The sequence below is a fragment of the Haloferax sp. Atlit-4N genome (genome assembly GCF_003383025.1).
Lineage (GTDB): Archaea > Halobacteriota > Halobacteria > Halobacteriales > Haloferacaceae > Haloferax > Haloferax gibbonsii.
On the sequence record NZ_PSYY01000001.1, the window covers coordinates 503,328 to 528,875 of the forward strand.

General features: G+C 65.4%; 31 protein-coding genes and 6 tRNA genes. 22 read left to right on the forward strand and 15 right to left on the reverse strand.

The genetic code is table 11. The annotated features are described in order from the left end of the window. Positions 1–53 precede the first annotated feature (53 nt). The 3 genes from C5C07_RS02680 (at position 54) to C5C07_RS02690 (ending at position 2,098) form a co-directional block, all read left to right on the forward strand. Positions 54–701: a helix-turn-helix domain-containing protein gene (locus C5C07_RS02680; RefSeq protein ID WP_115804497.1), complete on the forward strand. Its 648-nt coding sequence runs from the start codon at positions 54–56 to the stop codon at positions 699–701. Between the two features lie 96 nt (positions 702–797). Then, positions 798–1,190: a helix-turn-helix domain-containing protein gene (locus C5C07_RS02685; RefSeq protein WP_004973356.1), complete on the forward strand. Its 393-nt coding sequence runs from the start codon at positions 798–800 to the stop codon at positions 1,188–1,190. 101 nt (positions 1,191–1,291) lie between these two features. Beyond that, positions 1,292–2,098 (forward strand): hypothetical protein, encoded by an 807-nt coding sequence (locus C5C07_RS02690; RefSeq protein WP_049905020.1) that lies wholly within the window; start codon positions 1,292–1,294, stop codon positions 2,096–2,098. 160 nt (positions 2,099–2,258) lie between these two features. Here C5C07_RS02690 and C5C07_RS02695 read toward each other — a convergent pair. The 8 genes from C5C07_RS02695 to C5C07_RS02730 all read right to left on the reverse strand — a co-directional run bounded on the left by C5C07_RS02695 (position 2,259) and on the right by C5C07_RS02730 (position 5,683). Further along, positions 2,259–2,332: transfer RNA gene (locus tag C5C07_RS02695), tRNA-Phe, on the reverse strand. Between the two features lie 49 nt (positions 2,333–2,381). Continuing rightward, positions 2,382–3,107, reverse strand: a complete 726-nt coding sequence (locus C5C07_RS02700; RefSeq protein WP_115804498.1) for a DUF2270 domain-containing protein — start codon at positions 3,105–3,107, stop codon at positions 2,382–2,384. 182 nt (positions 3,108–3,289) lie between these two features. Continuing rightward, a complete protein-coding gene (locus C5C07_RS02705) occupies positions 3,290–3,484 on the reverse strand; it encodes a cold-shock protein (RefSeq protein ID WP_004057909.1) in 195 nt (64 codons plus the stop codon). Positions 3,485–3,633: 149 nt separating this feature from the next. Beyond that, positions 3,634–3,828, reverse strand: coding sequence for a cold-shock protein (locus tag C5C07_RS02710; RefSeq protein WP_004057907.1), 195 nt, complete (start codon positions 3,826–3,828; stop codon positions 3,634–3,636). A 149-nt stretch (positions 3,829–3,977) separates the two neighbouring features. Further along, a complete protein-coding gene (locus C5C07_RS02715; protein ID WP_004057907.1) occupies positions 3,978–4,172 on the reverse strand; it encodes a cold-shock protein in 195 nt (64 codons plus the stop codon). Positions 4,173–4,436: 264 nt separating this feature from the next. Next, a tRNA-Phe gene (locus tag C5C07_RS02720) sits at positions 4,437–4,510 on the reverse strand. 61 nt (positions 4,511–4,571) lie between these two features. After that, on the reverse strand, positions 4,572–5,240 hold the full coding sequence (locus C5C07_RS02725) for a hypothetical protein (protein WP_004973350.1): 669 nt from the start codon (positions 5,238–5,240) through the stop codon (positions 4,572–4,574). Between the two features lie 44 nt (positions 5,241–5,284). Continuing rightward, positions 5,285–5,683 carry a VanZ family protein gene (locus C5C07_RS02730; protein ID WP_115804499.1) on the reverse strand — a complete coding sequence of 133 codons (399 nt, stop codon included), beginning with the start codon at positions 5,681–5,683 and terminating at the stop codon, positions 5,285–5,287. 116 nt (positions 5,684–5,799) lie between these two features. On the opposite strand from C5C07_RS02730, the gene C5C07_RS02735 reads away from it, so the two are divergent. Further along, entirely contained in the window at positions 5,800–5,997 is a 198-nt protein-coding gene (locus tag C5C07_RS02735) for a hypothetical protein (RefSeq protein WP_004973344.1), read from the forward strand. A gap of 314 nt (positions 5,998–6,311) precedes the next feature. On the opposite strand, the gene C5C07_RS02740 is transcribed toward C5C07_RS02735, so the two are convergent. Next, positions 6,312–6,385 (reverse strand) — tRNA-Val (locus C5C07_RS02740). A gap of 94 nt (positions 6,386–6,479) precedes the next feature. Between C5C07_RS02740 and C5C07_RS02745 the strand changes: the two genes are divergently transcribed. The 5 genes from C5C07_RS02745 to C5C07_RS02765 all read left to right on the forward strand — a co-directional run bounded on the left by C5C07_RS02745 (position 6,480) and on the right by C5C07_RS02765 (position 11,077). Further along, a complete protein-coding gene (locus tag C5C07_RS02745) occupies positions 6,480–6,977 on the forward strand; it encodes a DUF192 domain-containing protein (RefSeq protein ID WP_004973342.1) in 498 nt (165 codons plus the stop codon). A gap of 40 nt (positions 6,978–7,017) precedes the next feature. Beyond that, positions 7,018–7,287 carry a hypothetical protein gene (locus C5C07_RS02750; RefSeq protein ID WP_115804500.1) on the forward strand — a complete coding sequence of 90 codons (270 nt, stop codon included), beginning with the start codon at positions 7,018–7,020 and terminating at the stop codon, positions 7,285–7,287. Between the two features lie 128 nt (positions 7,288–7,415). After that, positions 7,416–8,309 (forward strand): NosD domain-containing protein, encoded by an 894-nt coding sequence (locus C5C07_RS02755; protein ID WP_115804501.1) that lies wholly within the window; start codon positions 7,416–7,418, stop codon positions 8,307–8,309. Between the two features lie 125 nt (positions 8,310–8,434). Further along, positions 8,435–10,312: an ABC transporter ATP-binding protein gene (locus C5C07_RS02760; RefSeq protein ID WP_394324754.1), complete on the forward strand. Its 1,878-nt coding sequence runs from the start codon at positions 8,435–8,437 to the stop codon at positions 10,310–10,312. Positions 10,313–10,354: 42 nt separating this feature from the next. Then, a complete protein-coding gene (locus tag C5C07_RS02765; RefSeq protein WP_004973334.1) occupies positions 10,355–11,077 on the forward strand; it encodes a creatininase family protein in 723 nt (240 codons plus the stop codon). A gap of 48 nt (positions 11,078–11,125) precedes the next feature. Here the strand turns inward: C5C07_RS02765 and C5C07_RS02770 are convergent, their stop codons facing one another. The 3 genes from C5C07_RS02770 to C5C07_RS02780 form a co-directional block, all read right to left on the reverse strand. Continuing rightward, entirely contained in the window at positions 11,126–11,560 is a 435-nt protein-coding gene (locus tag C5C07_RS02770) for a DUF5790 family protein (RefSeq protein ID WP_004973330.1), read from the reverse strand. 88 nt (positions 11,561–11,648) lie between these two features. Beyond that, positions 11,649–12,119 carry an NUDIX domain-containing protein gene (locus C5C07_RS02775; protein ID WP_115804502.1) on the reverse strand — a complete coding sequence of 157 codons (471 nt, stop codon included), beginning with the start codon at positions 12,117–12,119 and terminating at the stop codon, positions 11,649–11,651. Further along, the gene (locus C5C07_RS02780; RefSeq protein WP_050458617.1) at positions 12,116–12,457 is read right to left on the reverse strand and encodes a dihydroneopterin aldolase family protein; all 342 of its coding nucleotides are present in this window, start codon (positions 12,455–12,457) and stop codon (positions 12,116–12,118) included. Before C5C07_RS02780 ends, C5C07_RS02775 begins: the two co-directional genes overlap by 4 nt. Positions 12,458–12,558: 101 nt before the next feature. Between C5C07_RS02780 and azf the strand changes: the two genes are divergently transcribed. Next, positions 12,559–13,347: an NAD-dependent glucose-6-phosphate dehydrogenase gene (gene azf, locus C5C07_RS02785; RefSeq protein ID WP_050458618.1), complete on the forward strand. Its 789-nt coding sequence runs from the start codon at positions 12,559–12,561 to the stop codon at positions 13,345–13,347. A 138-nt stretch (positions 13,348–13,485) separates the two neighbouring features. Continuing rightward, positions 13,486–13,695 carry a hypothetical protein gene (locus tag C5C07_RS02790; protein WP_115804503.1) on the forward strand — a complete coding sequence of 70 codons (210 nt, stop codon included), beginning with the start codon at positions 13,486–13,488 and terminating at the stop codon, positions 13,693–13,695. Positions 13,696–13,738: 43 nt separating this feature from the next. On the opposite strand, the gene C5C07_RS02795 is transcribed toward C5C07_RS02790, so the two are convergent. Further along, entirely contained in the window at positions 13,739–14,350 is a 612-nt protein-coding gene (locus C5C07_RS02795; RefSeq protein WP_115804504.1) for a DUF309 domain-containing protein, read from the reverse strand. A 144-nt stretch (positions 14,351–14,494) separates the two neighbouring features. Between C5C07_RS02795 and C5C07_RS02800 the strand changes: the two genes are divergently transcribed. Together C5C07_RS02800 and C5C07_RS02805 are read left to right on the forward strand one after the other, a co-directional pair. Further along, positions 14,495–14,716 carry a hypothetical protein gene (locus C5C07_RS02800; RefSeq protein ID WP_050458621.1) on the forward strand — a complete coding sequence of 74 codons (222 nt, stop codon included), beginning with the start codon at positions 14,495–14,497 and terminating at the stop codon, positions 14,714–14,716. Between the two features lie 178 nt (positions 14,717–14,894). Then, entirely contained in the window at positions 14,895–15,578 is a 684-nt protein-coding gene (locus tag C5C07_RS02805; RefSeq protein ID WP_004973314.1) for a rhamnogalacturonan acetylesterase, read from the forward strand. A gap of 373 nt (positions 15,579–15,951) precedes the next feature. Here the strand turns inward: C5C07_RS02805 and C5C07_RS02810 are convergent. Beyond that, a tRNA-Arg gene (locus tag C5C07_RS02810) sits at positions 15,952–16,024 on the reverse strand. A gap of 244 nt (positions 16,025–16,268) precedes the next feature. On the opposite strand from C5C07_RS02810, the gene C5C07_RS02815 reads away from it, so the two are divergent. The 4 genes from C5C07_RS02815 (at position 16,269) to C5C07_RS02830 (ending at position 20,082) form a co-directional block, all read left to right on the forward strand. Continuing rightward, the gene (locus C5C07_RS02815; protein ID WP_115804505.1) at positions 16,269–16,769 is read left to right on the forward strand and encodes a hypothetical protein; all 501 of its coding nucleotides are present in this window, start codon (positions 16,269–16,271) and stop codon (positions 16,767–16,769) included. Between the two features lie 187 nt (positions 16,770–16,956). After that, positions 16,957–18,417, forward strand: coding sequence for a single-stranded DNA binding protein (locus C5C07_RS02820; protein ID WP_004973311.1), 1,461 nt, complete (start codon positions 16,957–16,959; stop codon positions 18,415–18,417). A 220-nt stretch (positions 18,418–18,637) separates the two neighbouring features. Beyond that, positions 18,638–19,069 carry a histone gene (locus C5C07_RS02825; protein WP_004973309.1) on the forward strand — a complete coding sequence of 144 codons (432 nt, stop codon included), beginning with the start codon at positions 18,638–18,640 and terminating at the stop codon, positions 19,067–19,069. Continuing rightward, positions 19,069–20,082: a histone deacetylase gene (locus C5C07_RS02830; protein WP_004973306.1), complete on the forward strand. Its 1,014-nt coding sequence runs from the start codon at positions 19,069–19,071 to the stop codon at positions 20,080–20,082. The genes C5C07_RS02825 and C5C07_RS02830 overlap by 1 nt, the downstream gene beginning before the upstream one ends. On the opposite strand, the gene cca is transcribed toward C5C07_RS02830, so the two are convergent. Then, on the reverse strand, positions 20,061–21,440 hold the full coding sequence (gene cca, locus C5C07_RS02835; protein WP_004973303.1) for a CCA tRNA nucleotidyltransferase: 1,380 nt from the start codon (positions 21,438–21,440) through the stop codon (positions 20,061–20,063). The genes C5C07_RS02830 and cca overlap by 22 nt on opposite strands. A 136-nt stretch (positions 21,441–21,576) precedes the next feature. Between cca and C5C07_RS02840 the strand changes: the two genes are divergently transcribed. The 5 genes from C5C07_RS02840 (at position 21,577) to C5C07_RS02865 (ending at position 25,491) form a co-directional block, all read left to right on the forward strand. After that, a tRNA-Asn gene (locus C5C07_RS02840) sits at positions 21,577–21,649 on the forward strand. A 97-nt stretch (positions 21,650–21,746) separates the two neighbouring features. Continuing rightward, positions 21,747–21,821: transfer RNA gene (locus C5C07_RS02845), tRNA-Ile, on the forward strand. Positions 21,822–22,660: 839 nt separating this feature from the next. Then, on the forward strand, positions 22,661–24,292 hold the full coding sequence (locus C5C07_RS02855) for a hypothetical protein (RefSeq protein ID WP_115804506.1): 1,632 nt from the start codon (positions 22,661–22,663) through the stop codon (positions 24,290–24,292). A 423-nt stretch (positions 24,293–24,715) separates the two neighbouring features. Continuing rightward, positions 24,716–25,084 (forward strand): hypothetical protein, encoded by a 369-nt coding sequence (locus C5C07_RS02860; protein ID WP_233510261.1) that lies wholly within the window; start codon positions 24,716–24,718, stop codon positions 25,082–25,084. Beyond that, on the forward strand, positions 25,084–25,491 hold the full coding sequence (locus tag C5C07_RS02865; protein ID WP_115804508.1) for a hypothetical protein: 408 nt from the start codon (positions 25,084–25,086) through the stop codon (positions 25,489–25,491). Before C5C07_RS02860 ends, C5C07_RS02865 begins: the two co-directional genes overlap by 1 nt. The last annotated feature ends 57 nt before the right edge of the window (positions 25,492–25,548 follow it).

The window sequence follows — 25,548 nt, forward strand, 5'->3', positions numbered from 1 at the left end:
TGTCCGCGGTCGTCGCGTCCCGCGGCGAACACCGGCGCGCCCGCGCGTAACACATGCCCGCCGGTATCCGCGCCACGGTCGAATTCGACTCGCCGTCGGTCTGCCCCGTCGCCTCGGTCGCTCACTCGACGGACTCCGTCGTCGACTCCGTCTCGACCAGCGTCGTCTCCACGCCGGGCGACGTCAGCGTCTCCGAGTTCGTCGTCGAGGCCGACGACCCGCCGGAGGCGTCCGCGCTCGACCCCATCTTCTCCTACGGCTCGAAGCACCTCTACCGCTACACCCACGACGGGAGCGCCGGCTGCCCGTGCGAGTGCCTCGGCGAGTTCGGCTGTCCGGTCGACCGCTACTTCGCCCAGCGCGGCAGTCTGACGCTCGTCTTCCACGCCGCCGACTACGAACAGCTGCAGGCCGTCATCGGCGAGCTTCGCGACCGCTTTCCCGGACTCGACATCAAGCGCCTCGTGCGCTCGCCCACCGGCGACGCCCCCGGCGACAGCGTCTTCGTCGACCGCGGGAAGCTCACCGCCCGTCAGCTCGAAGTCCTCCAGACGGCCTACGACATGGGCTACTTCGAGCGCCCGCGCGGAGCCAACGCGACCGAGGTCGCGGCCGAACTCGAAATCAACCAGTCGACCTTTTCGGAACATCTCGCGGCCGCCCTGACGAAGCTGCTCGGCGACGTCCTCGAAGAGGGGTAGCAGTCGAGACGGCCGCGCCCGCGTCCGCCCGAGTATATAAACGTCCCACGCTATCGTGGTTATCCGTTGGTCCCCGTCCGTCGAGTCTACAGAAGTATGAGTCAGGCCTCGTTTCCCTTCGCCGTCCGCTCCCCGACCGCCTCGTCCGAACCCCGCGTCGTCGACGACCACGCCGCGGTCGACGCGCTCTTTTCGCTTCTCGAAGACGACGACTGCCGATGCATTCTCGACGCGACAGACGGCGTCGCCCGGTCCGCGAGCGAACTCTCGGAGGCGTGCGACCTCCCGCTCTCGACGACGTACCGAAAACTCGACCCGCTCGTGGACGCCGGCCTCCTCTCGAAGCGCCTGCGCGTTTCCCGGTCCGGCAGCCACACCGCCGAGTACGAACGCACCGTCGACGACGTGACCGTCTCCGTCACCCCGTCGGGCGTCGAGGTCCGCGTCTCGCACCGCGACGTGGCGAAGTCGGCGTCGGTGACGGTCTGAACGCTCCGCTCACCTCTTCACTCGTGAGTTTCCCCGCCGGCCGCGCCGAACCGACGCGATTTGCGGTACCTACTTAAGATTCTACTCGTCGTATGGTTGTCGTGTATTCCAACCGTATCCCCGTCCTGATTGTCGCGGTTCTCGTGCTCCTCGCCGGCTGTACCGGCGGCGCGGACGTCGCGCCGGCCGCCCCAACCGACGACATCGACGAGCCCGATGGAGGCGGCGACAGCGCGGATTCCGACGCGAGCGGAACCGACGACTTCGAACTGAGCGACCCCGAGCGTCTCCTCCGCGACGCCGGGAGCTTCTCCGTCAGTTGGTCGTACACCGGCGTCGACGCGAACGGCGTCGAGACCGAAGTCACCCGCGAGTTCTACGCCGACCTCGAAGCCGAGCGGTCGTACAGTCGAACGACCTCGGCGACCGACGGCCAACCCGACGCGGGAGGCGTCGAGCAGTACGTCGCCGACGGCGTGACGTACGTCCGGATTGGCGACGGCGACGAGGCCACGTACACCTCTTACGAGGGGTCGATGGAGGTTCTCGCCACCGCCATCGCGCTCTCGCAGGCCCGCGCGTACGGCGCTGACGACGACCTGACGTTCGCCGGCACCGAGACGTTCGACGGCGTGTCCGTCGAGCGCTACGAACTTTCGTCCGCGAGCGAGGCGCTGATTCTCGCCGGGTCGGCCGCGGCGCAGGGCGAGCCCGGGAACCTGGAGGTTACGAACTTCGAGTACGCCGTCCTCGTCGACGAAGACGGCCTCTCGCGTCACGAATCGTGGGCGTTCTCGGGGCGGATGGACGACGGCACCGAGGTCCGCGGGTCGTGGGAGTACTCGCTTACGGGCGTCGGTTCGACGACCGTCGACGAACCCGCGTGGCTCGACGAGGCGCGGGCCTAAGCGGGGTGTCGGTTTCGTTTTTCTCCCGGATTTGAACTCAGTCTGAGAAGGGTCGCCTCCCGGATTTGGACCTCACTCGCAAATCTTCGATTTGCTCGCTGGTTCAAATCAGTCCGGCGTCGTTTCTTCGATTCTTCGCTCCGCTCAGAATCTCAGAATATGCCGCCTCCCGGATTTGAACCGGGGACAGCTCGATCTTCAGTCGAGTGCTCTCCCAGTCTGAGCTAAGGCGGCGCGATTCGACAGACGCGCAGGAGCGAAAAAACCATTTCGAATTGCGACGCTACGAGTCGCCGTACTCCGACTGCTCCCATCCCGTGACGTCGCTCGGGATGAGTTCGCCGTTGACGTGCCACTCGCGCGGGCGGAACGAGATGCCGAGCAGGGTCGCGTAGAACCCGGCGACGAGGGCGACGACGATGTTTCCGGGGACGCCGCCGACGCCGGCGCTCCCGACGAGCGTCGTCCCGTCCGTGTACGCCGTGAGCTGGATGACCCACGCGACGAGCATCACGAGGAACAGCGGCAGGTACACCCGGCGGAGTCGGTGAGCCAGCGCCTCCTCGAAGGGTATCTTCATGTTCGGCGTGCGGTAGTCCTCGCCGAGTTTCTCCCGCCAGCTCTCGTCGAGGACGCCGCCGTCCGGGTCGAGCGCGTACGCCCAGACGTTCTGCTGAATCATTCGGACCCGAGAGCGCCAGATGTCGTACGCGCGGAAGCGCCGCGCCTCGATACAGAGGAAGATGCTCAGCGTCACTACCCCGAGGAGGATGATGTAGTGCGGGTGCGTTTGTGCGGAAAACGACCACGTCAGAATCCCGGCCATCAGCGTAATCGCCCAGTTGCTGGTCCGGTCGAGTCGCTCGCGCCACGACTTCATCCGGTGTATCTCACCCCGGTATAGGTGCGCAAACGACGAGCCAGGGCCCATCGTCTCGTCGAAGACGCCCGCGCCGATGTGGGAGTCGTCTATTCCCGCGGGAGGTTCCAGCTCCCCGTCGTCGGACATTGTTGTTCGTTTGATGCACAACTACGAGAGGATAAGAGCCTTCTGGGTTCGACAGGTTCGTGACGCCCGGTCGGGACTGCGTCTACTCGCGGCGGGGGTCCTACAGCACAGCCTCACGGCTCAGGGGTGCGTAAAAAAACTCTCAGAAATCGATTCGTCTGTTACTGAATTCGGAAACCGAATTACAGGCGCGTGACGTTCGTCGCGCGCGGGCCCTTGGGGGCCTGTTCGATGTCGAACTCCACTTCCTGACCCTCTTCGAGGTCCGGACCGCCAACATCTTCCATGTGGAAGAACACGTCGTCGTCCGCGTCGTCAGTAGAGATGAAACCGTAGCCGCCAGTGTCGTTGAAGAAGTCGACCTTACCTTTCGCCATTGCGACTGTACAACGACCCTGCGGACGGATAACCCTTCCGCATGTCTGTGACTCACTCACCCGGTCGCCGAAACGCCGTCGCTCGCGGTCGTGAAAAACGGAGGAAAGTTCGTCAGTTTGTGAATGTACTGCGGTGAACGGAAGCCTGCTTAGAGGCGGGTGACGTTCGTCGCGCGCGGGCCCTTGGGGGCCTGCTCGATGTCGAATTCGATTTCCTGACCCTCTTCGAGGTCCGGACCGCCAACATCTTCCATGTGGAAGAACACGTCGTCGTCCGCGTCGTCAGTAGAGATGAAACCGTAGCCGCCAGTGTCGTTGAAGAAGTCGACCTTACCTTTCGCCATTGCGACTGTACAACGACCCTGCGGACGGATAACCCTTCCGCATGTCTGTGACTCACTCACCCGGTCGCCGAAACGCCGTCGCTCGCGGTCGTGAAAAACGGAGGAAAGTTCGTCAGTTTGTGAATGTACTGCGGTGAACGGAAGCCTGCTTAGAGGCGGGTGACGTTCGTCGCGCGCGGGCCCTTGGGGGCCTGCTCGATGTCGAATTCGATTTCCTGACCCTCTTCGAGGTCCGGACCGCCAACATCTTCCATGTGGAAGAACACGTCGTCGTCCGCGTCGTCAGTAGAGATGAAACCGTAGCCGCCAGTGTCGTTGAAGAAGTCGACCTTACCTTTCGCCATTGCCTTTGAATCCAGCGACCTCACGCGGATAAGTCTTCTGAAGAACGCCGCAGGTCCCTGTGCTGCTGTGTGTTCGAGTCTACGGGTCTGAGCCGCCGAACTCGGGCGTTGTTCCGATTGGTCGTCGAGGACTCGACTGCCGCCTCCCGGATTTGAACCTCGCTCGCAAATCTTCGATTTGCTCGCTGATTCAGAATCCGGTCGGGTCGCATTTTCACTGCTCACGACTCAGTCGCGACGCTCCTTCGGTAGTTCGCAGGAAAATGCCGCCTCCCGGATTTGAACCGGGGACAGCTCGATCTTCAGTCGAGTGCTCTCCCAGTCTGAGCTAAGGCGGCTCGCACTCTTCCGAAGCCGGACCGCATCAAAAAGACTTTCGAATCGCCCGTCGGCGCTGGGTCAGCGGTGCCGACCGCCCGTCGCGCTCGCCCGCGCCCGCTCCGCCCGCGACCGAATCCCCTTGAGCATCTTTCGTTCCATGGCGAACTGGACCGGCTCGACGACCAAGCGGTTCATCGCGCGCCCGCGGAGCGTCTCCGACCGGCCGCGGTATCTGATGATCAACCGCGTCGCGCCGGGTGCCACCTCGTGCAACGCGAACGTCCACACCGCCGGGCTCTCGCCGGTCTCCCAGCCCGGCGCACTCAACACGAGCGTCCGCTCGGGTTCGACCAAGGCGACGCGGAACGACGGCGCGCCCGAGCCCGGCGGGCCGAGTCGTATCTCGTCGCCCACGTCGAGCCGCTGGTGTTGCGGGAGGATTTGGTCCGCGTCGTGAATCTGCAGGCCGAACAGGTTCTCCAATCGCTCGTAGCTGTAGAAGCCGCCGCGGTCCTGCCCTAACTGGACGAGCCACGGCCAGACCGCCCGCGCGGGGGCCGCAATCGTAATCGCCCGCGTCGAGGTGACGTCCGCGTCGCCGACGAAATCATCGCCGGGGAGCCAGCCCGTCGCCTCGTCGTCGGTGGTCCCCCAGCGCCTGTGCCACGGTCGAACCGCGAGGAGGTACGTCCCGACGACGCCGATTCCCGCGAGACCGAGTGCCCGGATGAGTCGTCTCGTGCCCATTGCGTTCACCGTTCGTTCGCCCTTCGTGAGGGGGTGAGATAACCCTACCTCCGGGGTTCCGCGACCCACGCGACCGCGACCCAGAGCGCCCCGCCCACGACCGCACCGAGGAGGTTCGCCCCCGCATCGGCGACGCCGAACGACCGGTACGGCAGCACCGCCTGCACGAGTTCGATACCCGCCCCGAACGCGGCGGCGACGACGACGGCTCCAACGACCTCTTTGCGTCCCCTGGCGCGCACCGCGGACGCGAAGGCGAACCCGAGACCGGCGTACCCGGCCGCGTGGACCCACTTATCGAGTCCGACGAGTCCGAGCGGACCCATCGGTGTGAGGCTCCCCGGCGGCGTCGGAACGATCGACGCCACGAGGACGACGAGCGCGTAGCCGAGCGCGACGGCCGCCCGCCAAGGGGTCTCACGGAGTCGTGCGACTGTGTTCACTACTCGGTGGTGGGTTCGTGTCGGGCTAAAAGGGTTCGCGTCCTCGTGGCTCTGAGCGCGACCACACAGAACTAAATGGTCTGTGGGGCAACACTTCCGAGACGACTGTGTCACAGATGCTCCCCCGCTGGTTCACCTCCAAACCGTTCGCAGTACAGCTCATCATCCTCGCGTTGGTCTTCGACCCGCTCGGGTTCGTCGGCGGCTACCTCCTCGCCCCGTCGCTGGGTGTCGAACCGCTCCTCGGCGGCGCGTACGGTCTTGTCGCCGCCAACGTCCCGATGTCGCTTTTGGTGATGCAACGGAGTGTGTGAGTCGGCTCAGACGACACAGACTCCTCGCTATGCTCACGGCTCTGCCGTTCGCTACGCTCGTCGTGGCGTGTCGTCAGAAGTGGGCTCGGGCGGATTCGAACCACTCCGTCAACCTCGCTACGCTCGGTTGCCGCAAGGTTCTCCCGCCCTCACGGAACAGATTTGTGACTCACCGTTCGGTTCGTCACGAAATTTGATGGGCTCGGGCGGATTCGAACCACTCCGTCAACCTCGCTACGCTCGGTTGCCGCAAGGTTCTCCCGCCCTCACGGAACAGATTTGTGACTCACCGTTCGGTTCGTCACGAAATTTGATGGGCTCGGGCGGATTCGAACCACCGACCTCAGCCTTGTAAAGGCCGCGTCATAACCAACTAGACCACGAGCCCTGCATCTCAATCGAACCGGTTCGCGCTCATAACGGTTTTCGTTTCGACCGGTCCCCCGGAACCCTTAGACCCGCGGCGACCGTCACGTCTGGCAATGACCTCCCGCGCGCGAACCGCGCTGCTCGTCGTCGCCGTCGTCGTCGCGGTCGCGAGCGTCGCGTACCTCTCCAACCCCGCGGTCGTCCCCGGCTCGACCGACGACTACGAACGGACCACGCTCACCGTCGTTGACGACGAGACCGGCGAGACGCTGGCGACCGTGGACGCCCGCGTCGCCGACACCCGCGCCAAGCGCTTTACCGGCCTGAGCGACACCGAGTCGCTCGCCGAAAACGAAGGGATGTGGTTCGTCCACGACTCGTCTGGCACCTACGCCTACGTGATGCGCGACATGGACTTCCCGCTGGACATCGTCTTCGTCGCCGAAAACGGCACCATCACGCGCATCCACCACGCCGAACTCGACCCCGAGGGAACGAGCGAGTCCGACCTCACCCGCTACCGCGGAACCGGGAAGTACGTTCTCGAACTCCCGTACGGGTACACGAACGAGACCGGCATCGACGCGGGAGACCGTGTCGAAGTCGAGTAGATGCGAAACACCCGAAGGGCCGGCGACCGTTGACCCCACTATGACAGCACACGTCGCGGCGCTCTCGGAACTCGAAGGGTGGCGCACCGAGGGGTTCGCCGCGCGGGTCCACTACCGCGGGGCGGACGACGCCTACAGCATCGAGTACTACGAACCGTCGGACTGCGTCCTCTACTGGAAGGTGAAAGGCGACGGCGAGGTCGCGGTCCCCGTCAGTCGCGACACGGTCCCAGACCCGTTGCGCGAGCGCGTCCGACAGGACCTCGTCGAGGCGGGTATCGACCCAGAAGTGGAAAAACGAGTCGTCTGAGCGCCGAGTCCGAACCCCACTCGACCCCGCCGGTCGGAATGACAGTACGTCACGAATTCTGATACGTAATTGGTATGCATCTCACAATATCTGTATTTGTGCCGACGTGTTGTAGTTGAGAAGGTGTCATGTCGACTCGACTCACGAGGAGAAGAGCGCTTCGGGGGCTGGGCCTCGCCGCAGTTCCGGCGCTCATGCCGGGCGTGTTGCAACTGAGAACTGACGAGGTGGTGCTTTCGGGATGCGCGAGCATCACCGAATCGGGGCGGTACGTCCTCGACGGCAATCTCGACTGTCTGGAGGTTCTCGCCGACAACGTCCGCGTCGACGGCCGGGGCTACGCCGTGAACGGCGAGACGACGATTTCGGGCAGTCGCGTCTCGATAACCGACATCGTGCTGACGAAGGGCGGCCGAATCACCGATTCGAGCCGGGTGTCGATCGCGGACTCGCGCGTCGTCGGCCATCCGGGTGACCAGTATGACCCGCTCTCGCAGTTCGTCCTCGCGGACTCGACGCGGTGTGAGGTGAGGAATACGAGCTTTTTCATCTTCGAGTCGGAGAGCGTGGTTCTCAGACGAACCACGCAGACGCGGTTCGAGTCGTGTACACTCATCAGTCCCGTCGTGCTCACGCTCACTGACTCGCACCGAAACGAGTTCGTCGACTGCGAGTTCCTCACCGAGGACTTCCTGGTGAGACTCGTCCGAAGCAATCGAAACCTGTTCCGACAGAACCTCGCCGACGGCGGTGGTCCCGGCTTCCAACTCCGCGACAGCCACCGGAACCGCTTCGTCGAGAACGAGGTCGATATTCTCATCGCCGGCTTCGAACTCGCGGGAAGCGACCGAAACGCGATTCACAAGAACGTCGTCACGACGGGACTCTTGGCTCACGGCGTCACGCTGGAGGACTCTCACCGCAATCGGCTCATCCAGAACGACCTCTGCGGCGTCAGCCAACAACCGGTCGTCGAATCAGGCGGTTCGACCGGGAACACGGTCCGGAACGCCCGGTGCTAATCTACCGGCGGACCCCTCCCGCACCCGAGTACTTTACTTCGAGCGCCCCCTGAACCGTTGTCGTGCCCCCTGATATCGACGACGACGACCCGTTCGAGGACCAACGAGCGCGGGTCGACAACCCGATGCGGCGGCTGTTCGCCGAGTACGGCCGCGAGAACACCTTCGAGTTCGTCGTGGGCGTCCTCGCGAGCGTCGCCGCCCGCGTGCTCGACCTCATGCCGCCGGTCATCCTCGGCCTCGCCATCGACGCCATCATCCGGCAGGACAAGTCCTTCGCGGCCGGGTTTCCCGTCCTCCCCGAGGCGTGGATAGCGCCGTACGTCCCCGCGACCAGAGACGGTCAGTTCTTCTTTGCCGTCGGCATCATCGTGTTCAGTTTCACCGCCGGCGCGCTGTTCCACTGGCTCCGAAACTGGGGCTGGAACGCCTACGCCCAGCAGATTCAACACGACGTCCGGACCGACACCTACGACCGGATGCAACTGCTCAACATGGACTTCTTCGCCGACAAGCAGACCGGCGAGATGATGTCCATCCTCTCGAATGACGTGAACCGGCTCGAACGGTTCCTCAACGACGGGATGAACTCGTTTTTCCGCCTCTCCGTGATGGTCGTCGCCATCGCGGTGGTCCTCATGTCGTACAACTGGCAACTCGCGCTCGTCGCCCTGTTGCCGGTCCCGCTCATCGCGCTGTTCACGTGGAAGTTCGTCGATATCATCCAGCCGAAGTACGCCGACGTGCGCTCGTCGGTCGGCAAACTCAACTCCCGGTTGGAGAACAACCTCGGCGGCATCCAGGTCATCAAGACGTTCAACGCCGAACCCCACGAGTCCGACCGCGTCGACGGCGTCTCGATGGACTACTTCGACGCCAACTGGGACGCCATCAACACCCGAATCAAGTTCTTCCCCGCGCTCCGAATCCTCGCGGGCATCGGCTTCACCCTCACCTTCGTCGTCGGCGGCCTGTGGGTCATCAACGGAGAGGGCCCCGGTCCCTTCACCGGCGACCTCGCGGTCGGCGAGTTCGTCACCTTCATCCTGCTCACCCAGCAGTTCGTCTGGCCGCTCGCCCAGTTCGGGCAGATTATCAACATGTACCAGCGCGCCCACGCCTCCAGCGCCCGCATCTTCGGCCTGATGGACGAGCCCGCGCGGCTGGCCGAACAGCCCGACGCGCCCGACCTCGCCGTCTCCGAGGGCCGCGTCGAGTACGACGACGTGACCTTCGGCTACGGCGACGGCGAGACCATCGTCGAGGACATCTCCTTCGAGGTCGACGGCGGCGAAACGCTCGCGCTCGTCGGCCCCACGGGCGCGGGGAAATCGACGATTCTCAAGCTCCTGATGCGCATGTACGACCCCGACGAGGGGCACGTCAACATCGACGGCCAAGACGTGCGCGACGTGACCATCTCCAGCCTCCGGGAGTCCATCGCCTACGTCAGCCAGGAGACGTTCCTGTTCTACGGGACCGTCCGCGACAACATCACCTACGGGACGTTCGACGCCGACGACGAGGCGGTCGTCGCGGCCGCGAAAGCCGCCGAGGCTCACGAGTTCATCTCGAACCTCCCCGAGGGCTACGACACCAAGGTCGGCGAGCGCGGCGTGAAGCTCTCGGGCGGCCAGCGCCAGCGCGTCTCCATCGCCCGCGCCATCCTGAAGGACCCGGACATCCTCGTCCTCGACGAGGCGACCTCGGACGTGGACACCGAGACGGAGATGCTCATCCAGCGCTCGCTGGACGAACTCACGGCCGACCGGACGACGTTCAGCATCGCCCACCGCCTGTCGACTATCAAGGACGCGGAGCAAATCGTCGTCCTCGAAGACGGGCGCATCGTCGAGCGCGGGGCGCACGACGACCTCCTGTCGGAGGACGGTCTCTACGCCCATCTGTGGGGGGTTCAAGCCGGCGAAATCGACCAACTCCCCGACGAGTTCGTCGAGCGCGCGGCCCGCCGGCAGGCCGAGGTCGACGCCGGCGACGACTGAGGCTTCGCGTACCACTAAGAGGGGGCAAACACTTCTTTGCGCATGCGACTCTCCGAAGCCACTTGGACCGAGGTCGCTGCCCTCGACGGCGACCTCGCGCTCCTCCCGGTCGGAAGCACGGAACAGCACGGCCCGCACGCGCCGCTCGGAACCGACGCGCTCAACGCCGAATCGGTCGCCGAGGCGGGTGCCGACGCGTTCGACGGCGAGGTCGTCGTCGGCCCGACCATCCCGGTCGGCGTCGCCGAGGAACACCGCGCGTTCGACGGCACGCTCTGGGTCTCGCCGGACACCTTTCGCGCGTACGTCCGCGAGACTATCGAATCGCTCGCCCACCACGGCTTCGACCGCGTCGTCGTCGTCAACGGCCACGGCGGCAACATCGACGCGCTCGCGGAACTCTGCCGGCGCGTCTCGCGGACGGGCGACGTCTACGCGGTCGCCTTCACGTGGTTCGACGCCGTCGGCGACCACTCCTCGGACATGGGCCACGGCGGTCCGCTAGAAACCGCCTTACTCCGTCACACGCACCCCGAACTGGTCCGCGAGGACCGAATCGACGAGGCCCGCGATGGGGGTGCCGACCGCTGGGGCGAGTGGGTCTCGGGCGTCAACCTCGCCCACGACTCCGACGAGTTCACCGACAACGGCGTCGTCGGCGACCCCGCCGAGGGGGACGCCGACCGCGGCGCGGAGCTGGAATCGCTCGCGGCCGAGGCGCTCGCGTCGCTCCTCGACGCGGTCGAGCGCCGGCAACTCGACTGAACGGCTCGCAAGTCGGCGCGCCGGCTCACCGGCGGGCCGGTCGGCGGGTTACTCCTCTTCCTCTTCTTCTTCGTCGTCGGCCGCTTCCGCCGCCTCCGCGGCGTCGGTGAGCGCGCCGCGGAGCTGGGGCATCGTGTTGGTGAGTTCCCCGACGAGTTCGTGGGCCTCCTCGACCATCTCGATGAGCTCCTGGAGCTCCTCGATGGCTTCTTCGAGGTCCTCGGGGTCGTCGAACGCCTCGGCGCGCTGGCCGATGACGTACCACTTCTTGGCCTGTCGGACGTGTTCGGCCGCGCCCTCGACGTCGAGCGAGGAGCGGAGACCGTTGAGGACGCCGAGGACGTTGTCGGCCTCCGCGTCCCACACGTCGTCCGGGTCGGGCAGCGCCGACCGGGCCTCGTCGAGGTGCTCCTCGACGTCGGCGCGCATCTCCGCCGCCGCCTCTCCGAACAGGTCGTCGTCGCCGAGCGTGCTTTGACTCATGCTCACACGTTCGGCGCGCGGGGGTTTAAAAACGACCCCGAAAGTGAAAGTGAAATCGAACGACTCCGCGCTCGTCGCGGGTGGATTCTCAGTCCACGTCGCCGAGGTAGACCGCGTCGCGTCCGCCGCCCATCTCGTCGGGGTCGCCGTCCCGAAGTCGGTCGCCGAGCGGGCCGGGGAAGAATCGGACCTCGCCGAGTTCGTCGAGGGGGAGCCACCGCACGCCCACCTGAACCGAATCGCGCTCTGTCGGGTCGTCCGGGTCCTCGCTCACTCGCTCGCACCAGAAGAAGTGGTCCACTTGGTGGCCGTCGTCGCCTCTGTCGTCGTAGTGCGTCGAGGGGACGAAGTCCCTGACGAACGCGAGCGACCCGACGGCGACCTCGTAGCCGGTCTCCTCGTACACTTCCCGGCGGACCGTCTCCGCGAGCGACTCGCCGCGCTGTTGGCCGCCGCCGGGCGCGACGTACCAGTCCTCGCCGTCGGTGCGGTACCGAATCGTGAGGAGTTCGCCGTCGCGGACGACGAGCCCGCGGGCGGCGCTTCGCGGCCGGCTCATTCGACCGACACGAGTTTCATCAGCGGGTAGCCGTCTTCCATCTCCATGCGCGTCCGGACGCGCACGCCCTCGTAGTCGATTTCCATCTCGACTTCCATGAACCGGCCCGTGAGTTCCGTGTAGTCGGCGGTCGACTCGGCGAGTTCGGCTGCCAGCGCGTCGTCGAGGATGTGCACGGACACGGACTCGCAGTACGGTTGGTTCTCGATGGCTTCGGCCATGGCCCGTTCGAGGCTCCGGGCGCTGTCGGGCGAGACCGGCGTCCCGGCGAACTGGTGGTAGAGCGTTCCGAACTTGATGCCCGCCTCGAAGCAGGCCGTCTGCGGGTCTGTGACCATACCCGGAACTCCGTCGCCCTCGGGTAAAGTTCGGCGGTTTGAGGGGTCGCGCGAGCGCGAACCGGTCCTTACTTAGCCTCTCTTGTTAGAACTTACACCGAATGGACCAGCCGGTTTTGCTGACGGGGGCTGGCGGGCGCGTCGGCCAGGCGATACTAGGGCACATCGGCGACGCCTACGACTGGCGGCTGCTGGACCGCGAGCCACTCTCCGACGAGAAGATACCCGACTCGGTCGACCCCACGGAGGTGTACGTCGCCGACGTCACCGACGAGACCGCCGTGCGAAACGCCATGGACGGCGTCGAGGCCGTCATCCACCTCGCGGGCGACCCGCGTCCCGAAGCGCCGTGGGACAGCGTCCTGCGGAACAACATCGACGGCACCCAGCAGATGTTCGACGTCGCCGTCGATGCGGGCGTCGAGAAGTTCGCGTTCGCCTCCTCGAACCACGCCGTCGGCGCGTACGAGACGATGGACCGGACCCCGGACATGTACCGTCCGCACCACGAGTTCCGACTCGACGGGACGGAACTCCCGCGCCCGAGTAACCTCTACGGCGTGAGCAAGGCCGCCGGCGAGACGCTCGGCCGGTACTACCACGACCACCACGACATCTCGGTCGTGAACGTCCGCATCGGGAACCTCACCCAGCACCACCCGCCGAAGGAGTACGAGCGCGGCCAGGCGATGTGGCTGTCGTACCGCGACTGCGCGCACCTCTTCGAGTGCTGTATCGAGGCCGACTACGACTACGAAATCGTCTACGGCATCTCCGACAACGACCGCAAGTACTACTCCATCGACCGCGCCCGCGCGGTGCTCGGCTACGACCCCCAGGACAACTCCGCCGAGTTCACCTTCGAAGGCGAACCGCTGGACGAAGCCTGATTGCGGCGTCGGAACCTCGGTTTTTGGGCCTCTTGAACGCCCGTTCTCCAGCTAGGTCGTCGTGTGAAACAGCCGGTCTGGAGGCGTACGAACGGAACGGGAGAAATTTTATAGAAATTCGACACGAACGAGAGCGTAATGTCGTTACTTGGTTCCAATGCGGAGGACTCGGGAGTCTCGCTCCGCACCGCGGTTTTGCTCGCCTGCTCCCTGTTCGTCTTTCACCTCGGGAGGGGATGGGCGCGGGGACTCGTCGAAGGGGACTATCTGATCGGCATCGTCGGCTTGCTCATCGCCCTCGCCCCGGTCGTCTGGCTACTGCTCGTAATTAGGAAGGCGTATTTCTGAAACGATATCGTCACCAACGACGTTCGACAGACCTCTCTTTTTCTCACTCAAATAGGCCGCTCACGTCGTCTTCGCGCCGCCGCCGACGGCGGACGTGCTCACTCAATCGCTGAAACACCAGCCCGCGCTGGGCCTCGTTGCGCACGAAGTCGAACACCATCGCCGTGAACTGCGTCTGCGTCCCGTCGGCGACCTCCTCGCGGGCGTACCCGACCGCGTCGGCGACGATAGCCTCGTCGTAGCCGTCGAGTTCCTCCGCGAGCGTCTCGGCCGCGACGGCGACCGCGTCGAAATCGAGGTCGTCGTAGGTGACGACTCGCCCGGCGAGTCGGAGCGCGAGCGGGTCGTCGGCGACGGCGGGGTCGGCTTCGAGTCGTGCGAGAAACGCCCGAACGCCGGCGAGGTCGACGCCGCGGTAGTCGTCGCCGAGGCCGTCGAGGTACTCCCATGCGCTCCGGGCGAGGCCGACCGCGCCCGAGTCGTTGCCGTCGCGGGCGTGGTGGACCGCCGCGGTGAACTGGATGAGGCCGTGGAGGAACCGCTCGTCGTCGCTCCCGCGGTCGAGCGAGAGCCACGTCGCCTCCCACGCGCCGTGGGCCGCCCGGTACGCGCCCGCGTTGTAGATGGCGACGCCTGCGCGAAGCGAATCGTCCATGCGAACCGTTCGCCGTCTACGAGTAAAGATTCCGCGAAAAGCGGGGGCACCCGCTGTAGGCCTTGCATACTTATGCCTCTCGGGAACATATGTGGTATGATAGCATATGAATGCCCTCGAAACCCTCGTCCGAGGTGTCGTACGATGACCCAGTCCCCGGTTTGTATCCGCTGCGGTGAGCAGTACCTGTTCACGCGGGCGTACAAAGGCAACTACTGTCGGGACTGCCACGGGTCGTGGGCCGCGAAGCCCCGGTCCGAGGAGGCGCCTCGTCCCCGCCCACAGCGGTCTCGCACGACCGCGTCGGTCCGTCGCCGCGACGACGACGGGTCGCGCGACCTCGAACCGCCCTACGACGAGGCGTAAGCTCGTTTTTTCCGGCCAGACTGCCGAGTGCGCTCGGGAGTCCGCGTTCGGTTTCGTCAACCGCCACGCTCGTACCCGCGACGGGTAGGCACCCGTTAGCGACGGTTAGGGGACGCGTTCGCCCCGCGGATTGACCCGACCGGTGACTCTATAGGCCGCCCGGACGAGCGCTATCGAAATGTCGTCCGAGTCGATTACCGTCCATCTCGTCGGGGACTCCACCATGGCCGATAAGGATGCCAACGAGCGTCCCGAAACCGGCTGGGGAATGCCCTTCGCCGACCGCTTCGACGACGCCGTCGCGGTGGCGAATCACGCCCGAAACGGCCGGAGCACCCGCACGTTTCTGGAGGAGGGCCGCTGGCGTCCCGTCGTCCGGCAGTTGACCGAGACCGACTACGTGTTCGTCCAGTTCGGCCACAACGACGAGGTGCCCTCGAAGGAACAGCACACGACCGAGGAGGCGTTCGTCGACAACCTCCGGACGTTCGTCGGCGAGACGCGCGAGCAGGGGGCGACGCCCGTGTTGCTCACCTCCATCGCGCGTCGTCACTTCGACGACGACGGCGTCCCGAAGGACACCCACCGCGAGTACGCCGACCTGACGAGAGCCGTCGCGCGCGACCGCGACGTGCCGTTTATCGACATGGACGAGCGAACGCGTTCGCTCTTGGAGGAACTCGGTCCCGCGGACTCGACGGCGCTCTACAACCATCTGGAGCCGGGCGAACATCCGAACTACCCCGATGGAATCGCCGACGACACGCACTTCAGCGAGCACGGAGCGCGCCGCATGGCCGACCTAGTGCTCGACGGGGTCGAAGAACTGGACCTCGGACTGGCCGCCCACGCCGAGTCCTGACGCGCGCTGAACTCGCTCGCGGCGATATCGCTCGCCGTTCAGATTTCGTACGGAGACTGTAGACCGACCCGGGAGAACAGAAGGCTCTCGGAGGTCAGTTCCAGAGAGAAACGTCCTGACGGAGATTTGAACTCACTCGCTCCCTTCGGTCGCTCCCTGTTCAAATCTCCGAGACAGAGTTTCAACGAGGAACGGACTCCTCGCTTCGCTCGTCGTGTAGTTCTAGAGAGAAACGTCCTGACGGAGATTTGAACTCACTCACTTCGCTCACTGCGTTCGCTACGCTCCCTGTTCAAATCTCCTCGGTGGCCGCTCACCGCAGACAGACCGAGAGCCACAGAGGGCTCTCGGAGAATAGTGTTCTAAAGGAAAGCGTCCTGACGGAGATTTGAACTCCGGTCCCTGGCTCCGCAAGCCAGGAGGATAGTCCACTACCCTATCAGGACTGTCTTGCTGCATTCTTCGGTACTCGACGGTTACTTAAGACGGTTACGATGTGAACTCCCAGTGAACCGCGGGACCACGGCACGAGGCGGGCGTCGAACTCCGGGCACGGAACCCGGTCTCCGGCGTGAACGACGGTCGTCTCCCACGCCGTTTCCGGCCCGTTTCCGACCCGTTTCCGTCCGCCGCGGCGACCGTGCGGACCGCACGCAAAGGACTTTTTCGCCGGCGAGCCTAGTCTCGTGTGTGAATCGACGCGCGCTCCTCCTCGGAACCCTCGGGCTGTGCACCTCGCTCGCGGGGTGCGCGAGCGGCGGCGACGCGGCGGAGCAGTCGACCGCGAGCACCGAGACCGAGACCGCGTCGTCGACGCCGATGGAGACACCCCGCCGTCCGCGACTCGTCGGGCGCTCGTTCACGCCCGTCCGCGCCGACGCCTGTCCGGCCGACGGGGCGCTCGCGACCGAGACCGAGACCGGGTTCTCGGTCGTCGGCTGTGTCTCGGGGGCGACCGAGTGCACCATCGCCCGACTCACGCGGGCCGACTACGACGCCGACGCGGACACGGCCACGCTCGTCGTCGAGGCCGTCGAGCGGACCGACGTGAAGAACTGCGCCGAATCGCCGGTCGCCCGCGGCTACGAGGCGACGCTCCGGTTCGAAAGCGGCCTCCCCGGCCGGGCGGTCGTCGTCCACGACGACGCCGACGGTCGCCGCGAGGTCGCCCGCGTCGACGCGGACGCCTGACGGTCCGAAGGTTCAAATCCGAGGCCGCGGCCACCCCCGCTATGTCGCTCGATTCGCGCGGCCGGTTCGGCGGTCCAATCCGGAGGAAAACAACGCTTAAGCGCCGCCCTTCCCTGTTCGTCCATAGTATGAGTACGACGTTTGGTCTGCCGCGACGCGCGCGCTTCGTTCCGGGAGGTGACGCCTGATGGGCGTCATTCGGGAGGTCTACGACGACCTCGACACCGATGTCGAGTTCGAGAAGTTCGAGGCGGCGGTCAACGATAAGGTCGAACAGATGGGCGGCCTCGCCGACGAGGAGACGGCGGCGATGCTCATCGCCCACGAACTACGCGACGAGGAGGTCAACGGCATCGCCGACATCGAACCGGGCATGGAGGACGTGAAGTTCCTCGCCAAGGTCGTCAGCATCGGCGAGGTCCGGACGTTCGAACGCGACGGCGAGGACGAAGACGGGCGGGTCGTCAACATTGAGGTCGCCGACGAGACCGGTCGCATCCGCGTCTCGCTGTGGGACGAGATGGCCGCCGGCGCGAAGGAGAACCTCGAAGTCGGCACCGTCCTCCGCATCGGCGGTCGCCCGAAAGACGGCTACAACGGCGTCGAGGTCAGCGCGAGCAAGGTCGAAGAGGACCTCGACGCCGAGGTCGACGTGCAGGTGCTCGACACCTACCGCGTCGAAGACCTCGCGCTCGGCCTCTCGGACGTGAACCTCGAAGGCAAGATTCTCGACACCGGAACCGTCCGAACGTTCGACCGCGACGACGGTACCGAGGGTCGCGTCTCGAACCTCTCGGTCGGCGATCCGACCGGCCGCGTCCGCGTCACGCTCTGGGACGAGCGAGCGGACCTCGCCGAGGAGCTCGAAACCGGCCAGTCGGTCGAGGTCGTCGACGGCTACGTCCGCGAGCGCGACGGCTCGCTCGAACTCCACGTCGGCTCCCGCGGCGCGGTCGAAGTCATCGACGAGGACATCGAGTACGTCCCCGAGACGACCGACATCGGCACGCTCGAACTCGGCCAGACGGTCGACATCGCCGGCGGCGTCATCGAGGCGGACGGCAAGCGCACCTTCGACCGCGACGACGGTTCCGAGGGACAGGTCCGCAACATCCGCGTCAAGGACGACACCGGCGACATCCGGGTCGCCCTCTGGGGCGAGAAGGCCGACGCCGACGTCGACCTCGCGGACTACGTCGTCATCACCGACGTGGAGATAAAAGACGGCTGGCAGGAGGACCTCGAAGCCTCCGCCGGCTGGCGGTCGTCCGTCACCGTGATGGACGAGGCCCCCGAGGGCGCGGCCGGGACCGATGCCGGCGATTCGGGACCGACGCCGCCGAGCGACCAGGGCCTCGGCGCGTTCTCCGGCGGCGGTTCGTCCGAGTCGTCCGGTGACGCGTCCGCCGCGAACGGCGGGTCCTCGTCGGACGCGACCGCGACGGAGTCCGCCGGCGAGTCGGTCGAGTTCACCGGGACGGTCGTGCAGGCCGGGACGCCGGTCATCCTCGACGACGGCACGCAGACCAAGACCGTCGACACCGACGCCGACCTCGGCCTCGGCGACGAGGTGACGGTCTCCGGCACGGAGACCGACGGCCGCATCAGCGCCGAGACGGTCGAGGTCCACACCGGCGCACAGCGGTAACGACGAGGGCGCGACGAAACGACGGCGCTGCGAAGCGCCGAGGCGACGGCCGGTCGCCCATCGTCCCGCCGTCGGCGGGCCATCGAATCCCACTCATCGTTCGTCCGGTTTTGCGGGTTCTCACAGCGAAATCCCATCGCTCGGGAGCGCTGCGTGCGATAAAATACAGAAGGGGCCGCGACGGAAAGGATTATACGCCGCACGGACCCGATATGTGGGTATGAGTGTCGAGCTACCGTTCGCCCCGGTAGACGCGATTATCCGGCAGAACGCAGGTGAGTTGCGAGTGAGCGCCGGCGCCGCCGAGGCGCTCGCCCGCCGGATTCAGGACCGCGGCGCGGAACTCGCGATAGACGCCGCCGACCGGGCGACGGCGGACGGTCGCAAGACGTTGATGGCCGAGGACTTCGGCGTCCAGCAGGTCGTCGACCGCGACGAACTCCTCCTCCCTATCGCCCCCATCGACCGTATCGCCCGCCTCCGAATCGACGACCGCTACCGCGTCGCGATGGACGCTCGAATCGCCCTGGCCGATATCCTCGAAGACTACGCCGTCAACGTGGCGGGCGCCGCCGTCAAACTCGCCCACCACGCCGACCGGCGGACGGTCCAATCCGAGGACATCGAGACCTACTTCTCCCTCTTCGAATAATGCAATTCGGCTACAGCGAAACGTGTCTCGACCACGACACCGGGCCGCGACACCCCGAGACGGCCGACCGACTCCGAGCGATACGACGCGGGCTGGCGAAGCGCCACGGCGTCGAGTACGTCGACGCGCCCCCCGCCGAGAAATCGACCGTCGCGGCCGTCCACGAAGACGGCTACGTCGACGAGTTCCACGACTTCTGTCGCGACGGCGGCGGTAACTGGGACCCCGACACCGTCGCCGTCGAGGCGTCGTGGGACGCCGCGCTCACCTCCGCCGGCCTCGCCGAGTGGGCCGCCCGGGCCGCCCTCGACGGCGACGACGGCCGCGACACGCCGTTCTCGCTCGGCCGCCCCCCGGGCCACCACGCCGTCGAGGACGACGCCATGGGCTTTTGTTTCTTCAACAACGCCGCCGTCGCCGCGCAGGCGGTCATCGACGACGGCCTCGCCGAGCGCGTCGCCATCTTCGACTGGGACGTCCACCACGGCAACGGCACGCAGGACATCTTCTACGACCGCGGCGACGTGTTCTACACGTCCATCCACGAGGACGGCCTCTACCCCGGCACGGGCGAGGTCGAAGAGACCGGCGAGGGCGACGGCGAGGGGACGACTCTCAACGTGCCGCTCCACGCCGGCGCGGGCGACGCCGACTACGTCTACTCGTTCGACGAGGCGGTCGCCCCCGCAGTCGAACGGTTCGACCCCGACCTGTTCATCGTGAGCGCCGGCTTCGACGCCCACCGCCACGACCCCATCTCGCGGATGCGCGTCTCGACCGAGGGGTACGCGATGCTCACCGAGTGCGTCCAGGACCTCTGTGAGGCGACCGACGCCGCCATCGCTTTCGTCCTCGAAGGCGGCTACGGCCTCGACACCCTCTCCGAGGGCGTCGCGACCGTCCACGAGACGTTCGACGGCCGCATCGCGATGGACCCCGAGGAAGACCCCGACGAGAAGAACGTCGAGCTAGTCGACGACGTGCGCGCTGCTCACGGTCTCGGCACGAAGTAACGACCCAAGTCGGCGCCGAACGACTCGGCGAGCGCGGCCACGTCGTCGCCGACGAGCACGTCGTAGCCGTCCTCCCTGAGCGTCGATTTCACGTGTTTTCCGAGCGCCACGTCGAACAGCGCGTCGCTTTCGAGGAAGTCGGTCGCCGAGGTGAACTCCCGCTCCCGCTCGACCACGTAGCGGTCGCCGTCGAGGAATGGTCCGTAGTGGTCGTCGCCGTCCTCGTACGCGTCGTAAAACCCCTCGGCGTGGCGTCGGACGTGGACCGGCGGCCCCTCGTGGCGCTCGACCGCGGGACGCTCGGCAACCGAGAGTTCCGCGAAGAGGACGGCCTCTGCTTCGTCGCCGGCGTCGTCGGCGGCGAACGTCGCGCGCCGGAACACGTCGAAGCCGCGCCTGTCGAGGCCGTCGGTGACGCCGGTCAGCGACTTTCTCAGCTGCGGGTAGAGCTGGTCGTCCACGAGGTCCGGGCAGTCGAAGACGACGGCGACGGCCGTGGTCCCGCGGCGGTCGAGGTGGCTCCGAACGCCGTCGGCGTCGAGCGCCGGCGGGCCGGGCCGGAAAAACAGCGATTCGCGCGGCTCAGCGAGCAGGTCGCGGGCGTAGTGCTGGAGTCGGGCGACGTTCTCAGCCGAGCAGACCGCGGCGACGTTCCGCTCGGGGTCGGTCGGGTCGATGACGACGAGCGGGTCCGAGAAACGCCGCGTTCCGTGGCTTTCCGGGTCGAAATCGACCTGCGGGCTCCAGTCGGCGGCCGCCCGAAGCAGCGGCTCGAAGCCGCCGTGTTCGACCACGAGGAGTTCGGCGAGATAGCCGGAGAAGCCCTCGGTGCGGAGGTCGCTCCCGTAGGCTCCGATACCCTTCAGGAACCGCTTGAAGACGCGCACGTCGGCCGCGAGGTCGTCGTCGAGGCGCTCGGTCAGGTAGGCGTTGTGAAAGGGCGTCCGGTCGACCGCCGAGCGGATGTCGGAGGCGGTGGGCACGTCGTAACAGGGGACGAGGTCCACGTCGAAGCCGTCGTAGTCGCCTTTCACGTAGGGATGTTCGGCGTACTCCTCGTGGCCGTCGGGGAGGACCGCGTGGCCGACTTCGAGGCCGTACGTTTCGAGCTCCTCGCGGTCGAGGTCGGCCGGGAAGCGCACGAACAGGTCGATGTCGCGGTCGCCCGAGAGCCACGTGCCGCGGGCGGTGCTGCCGACTTGGAGCGCGTCGGCGTCCACCGGCAGGTCCGCGAGGGCGTCGCGGACGCGGGATTCGAGGGCCGACGCGGCCTCCGCGAGCGCCCGACGCTCCGCCTCGTCGGGGTCGATGCGCTCGCGGACCGCGGCGACGACCGCGTCGAGGTCCGAGTTCGTCATGCCCGCTGGTTTCCCGCGGGCGGGCGAAAGCGTGACGGTGCTCCCCCGACCGCGTCAGGCGGTGGCATCCGCCAGCCGTCGGGTGAAAACGAAAGCCCTATCAAGAAACATCGAATACGAGAGAGTGCAGACGAAAGCCGCCGTAGCTCAGTTGGTAGAGCACCTCGCTGTTAACGAGGTTGTCCCAGGTTCGAGTCCTGGCGGTGGCGCTTCTCCGTTTCTCACGTCGATGAGCGGTGCGTCTCCGATTCGCCGGCGGCGGCTTCTGATAAGACATAAGAGGGACGACGGGAAAGAATCGACCGAGGGCCCTTAGCTCAGTCTGGTCAGAGCGCTCGGCTCATAACCGGGTGGTCATGGGTTCGAACCCCATAGGGCCCATAATAATTTTAGTCGGTTTGTTGCTGATGAAAAAGGCACTCTACGGACCCTCAGGCGTCTAAATTCGCCGTTTCCGCGAAATCTCAAAACGCCCAAAAATCCCAATTCCATAAGCTCTGCTTACGGACCGGCCCGCGGTCGGGCGATAACTTTAGCCGGGGGTGTTCGGTAGATGTCGCAGGCTCGTCGAGCGACGAACCTGTGGCGGTACGTCGAGTACCGATGTCGGAGCTGCCACGAGTGGTGCCTCGTCGATCACTCGACGCGCGCGGCAAAGATGCGCGAGTGCAAGTACTGCGCGCGCATCCCCGCCATCGAGGACGAGACGCGGGACCACCGACTCACCTCGCTTTTGTGGGCGCACCAGTTGGCCGAGGAAACCACCGCAAGGACCGGAACAGCGGAGGGCGGGTCCCAGTCCGCCCGGAGCGGCCGGAAGCAGGGGCTTGCCCCTGACCCGGAAGCCGGTCCGCATGAGGCCGGCGGCCGCCGGCCGAAAACGAGTGGCGGTAAGGCCCAGTGCCGTCTGAGCGATTTCATCCGCACAGACGGGGGTAGCAGTGAGTAGCGAGGGCACCCCCGCACCCGGCGGTCGCGACTCACCAGCCGACGGTGTGGCCTCTCGGCCTTCCAAGGAGACTAACTCTGTAGAGCCCTCTACCGACGGTTCTCCAGCAGAGGACAACTACGAAGAACGAGTCCACGAACGCGTACTGGAGTTCACCGAGAAATACCCCGAACTGGCCGAAACGCCGGTGTGCGAAACACACGGTCGAAAGCTCCGGCGCATCGTGACCGAAGCGGACTGGCGCGATACGTACGTAGAGGCAGAGGATCCGATGGAAAACGGGTTCTACGTGACGGAGTTAGAGAAACGCCGCGCAGCGACGTGGGCCGACGCCCTGAGCGCGTTTCTTACCTCTCACGTCGATTACAAAGGACTGCTCGCGCGCTTCGCGAACGACGACGGCGATGAGTTCGAACTCCCGCTGACCGACGCGTGGGGCGAGACGTACTCGCGCAAGCAGTACGCTCGCGCGCTCGCGCTCCAGCGACAGATGGGCGGTGGCGAACGGCCGTCCGGCGGCGAAGCAGTCGCGGCGTGGGGCTCGCCCGCGACCGCGATGCTCACGTTCACCGCCTCGTCCGTACCGAACGGGGAGCGGCTGCCGCCGGTCGAACACACCGACGCGCTCCACGACGCGTTTTCGTACGACGGCGTGCGCGACACGCTGCGCAACACGATGGAATACCATCTCGGCCTCGAGGCCGACGAATGGGGTTACTGGCTCCAAGCAGAACCGCACGGAATGGGTGGCGACGGCAGCGGGATGAACGCGTGCTACTCGCACCTGCACGTGGGCGTCTACTTCGACGCGGCCGACCTCGACCTCGAAGTGGTCGGCCCGGAGTTCGAACGAGTGATAGACAAACACGTCGAGGAGTGCGAATACGCCTCGTTCAGCGCCCACGACTACAGAAACACGGACTACCTGAACGACTCTGACGGCTGTATCTCGCTCAACGCCGGCGTCGAAAACATGGGCTCGTACCTCGCGGCGTACATGGGCGGCTACACAGAGGAGCTGCTGGACAAGCCGGTCGAATACCTCGCGTGGGGTGCAATCTACTGGTCGGCTGCTCGACGTCGAACCTCACGGTCGAAAATCGTCACGGAAGCCATCAAAGCGGATGCGTGCGAACAGCGCGCCGAGTCTAGCGAGTCGAACCAGACCGACGCGCACGGCGAGGCCGTCGTGTGGAATGACGGCCGTGGCCCCGACGTCGTGTGCGCGTGCTGTAACTCCGGCTGGGCTATCGACCAGGAACGGCTCGACGAACCGATACCTGATGACGATCTCTCCGAAGCCCTCGCGGATGGCGGCGAGTCGGACGCCTCGGATTCGGAACTCTCGCTGGCTGAACGCTGGCCGAGCGCCAAAGCGGCGGCGAGTGTCGGCGAATCGCCGACAAAGACACGGATACGGAAGCGCGTAGAAACGGAGCTGAAGTACAGCGACGAGACGCCTTCGGTGGCGTCGATGCTCGGCCGGAACATGATTGACCCGAAGCACGCCGAGTTCGTCGAATCGGTGATGAACGGCGAGGACGACTCCGAACCAGAGTCGTTCCGCCGTGCCTCGCTCTCGTCTGAGTGGCGACTGGAAGCGATTATCGACCGCGACGGCGAGGAGCACCTGCCCGGAGGCGGCGGCGTCGACATGGCTCCGCTGAAACTCCCCGTCCAGCGGGTGCTGCAAGAGACGCGACTTCAGTACACCCTACAGAAAGGCGAGATGTGGCGCTGTTCCGAGTGTAATGTCGGTATCTACCAGACGGAGTGGATGGCGCGCCACTTGGTCGAACAGCACGGCCTCGACCGACCGGAGAGTGCCGACCACGTGTTGCACGTTGAGGACTACTTCGACAAAGACCGCGAGTGCATGCGGCATCCTGCGAGGTCGGACTGAATACAGAGACCGTCTCGAGCAACTGTGTTTGGCTTTCTCCAGATGTTATAGAGATATCTGTCCAATCAATAGACTTAATAATAATTGTGTGGAGTCCACAATGCCGGGGTGCCTCTGTGTTAACACCGGCAACATCCCTAATCCGGGTGCCCGGCCGGTTTAGGGTTAGTTGGGTTCCCCTTCCCAACTTTTCAGAGATACATTGGTTTTAGATAGCTGTGCTGCAGCGGGTAGATTTTTGATGACAATACAACTCTAGTGTAGAATTTTCAAGAATATCTGTGCCATTGGTGGTGCTGATAAGCAGACTTATCTTGAAATCTGCTCGCTGAATCAGTAATCTGCGTTTTCTGAGCCTGTACCTACCAATTTCACTAGAGTTCCCTTTAGGACTACTGTACCTCGAACCCACCCTGTTCTTGTATGGCGTCTGAACCAATGTCGTTCGACGACTTCGAAGAAACACAAGTCGAAGACGACTACGACGACGGAGTAGAGGAAATCAAGTTCGAAGTGGACGAGCCGGTCATCGGCGTTATCGTCGACATCGACCGCGACGTGGGACCGAACGAAAACGACGTAATCCACCTCGCCCGCGGCGGCGATCTCGGCGACCGGGTGAAGTTCTGGTCGAACGGCCAGATTCGCCGGACCATCGACAAGAAGGGCCTCGGCAACGGCAGCTGGCTCGCGGTCAAGAAGACCGCCGAGACGCGGACGTACGAACTCGAAAACGACGACGGCTCGACCGAAGAACGCGAGTACCACGTGTTCGACGTGAGGGGCGAGTAATGGCGTCGCGCTACTCGCAGGGCCTCAGCGGTCTTGCCTCGGACTACGCGATGCTGCGGACCATCCCGGCGCTCTTGTCGGTCGTGTTCGTCGCGACCGGCCTGTACGCCTTCGGCGGTATCTCCGACATCACCATCACGTGGCTGTCGAACTATACGCTGACGAGCGAGCACGCGACGCTCGGCGGCATTCTCGTGTACGCGCTGGCGTTCATGTCCAGCGAGACGAAGTCGCTCGAACACTACGAGCCGTGGGAAATGGCGTTCATCGTCGCGTCGCCCGCTGTCATCCTCGGATGGCAGTACGTGACCGAACTGAAGGACCTCCTGCTCGGACTGGGCGACCCGCTGGGCGCGCAAGTCGCGTTCCTGATTACGGTCGTCGGCTGGGCGGTCGCCGTGAGGTAACCAGACCATGACCCTTCCTTTCGGCCTCACCAGACTCGAAGCGACTGCGACGCTCGG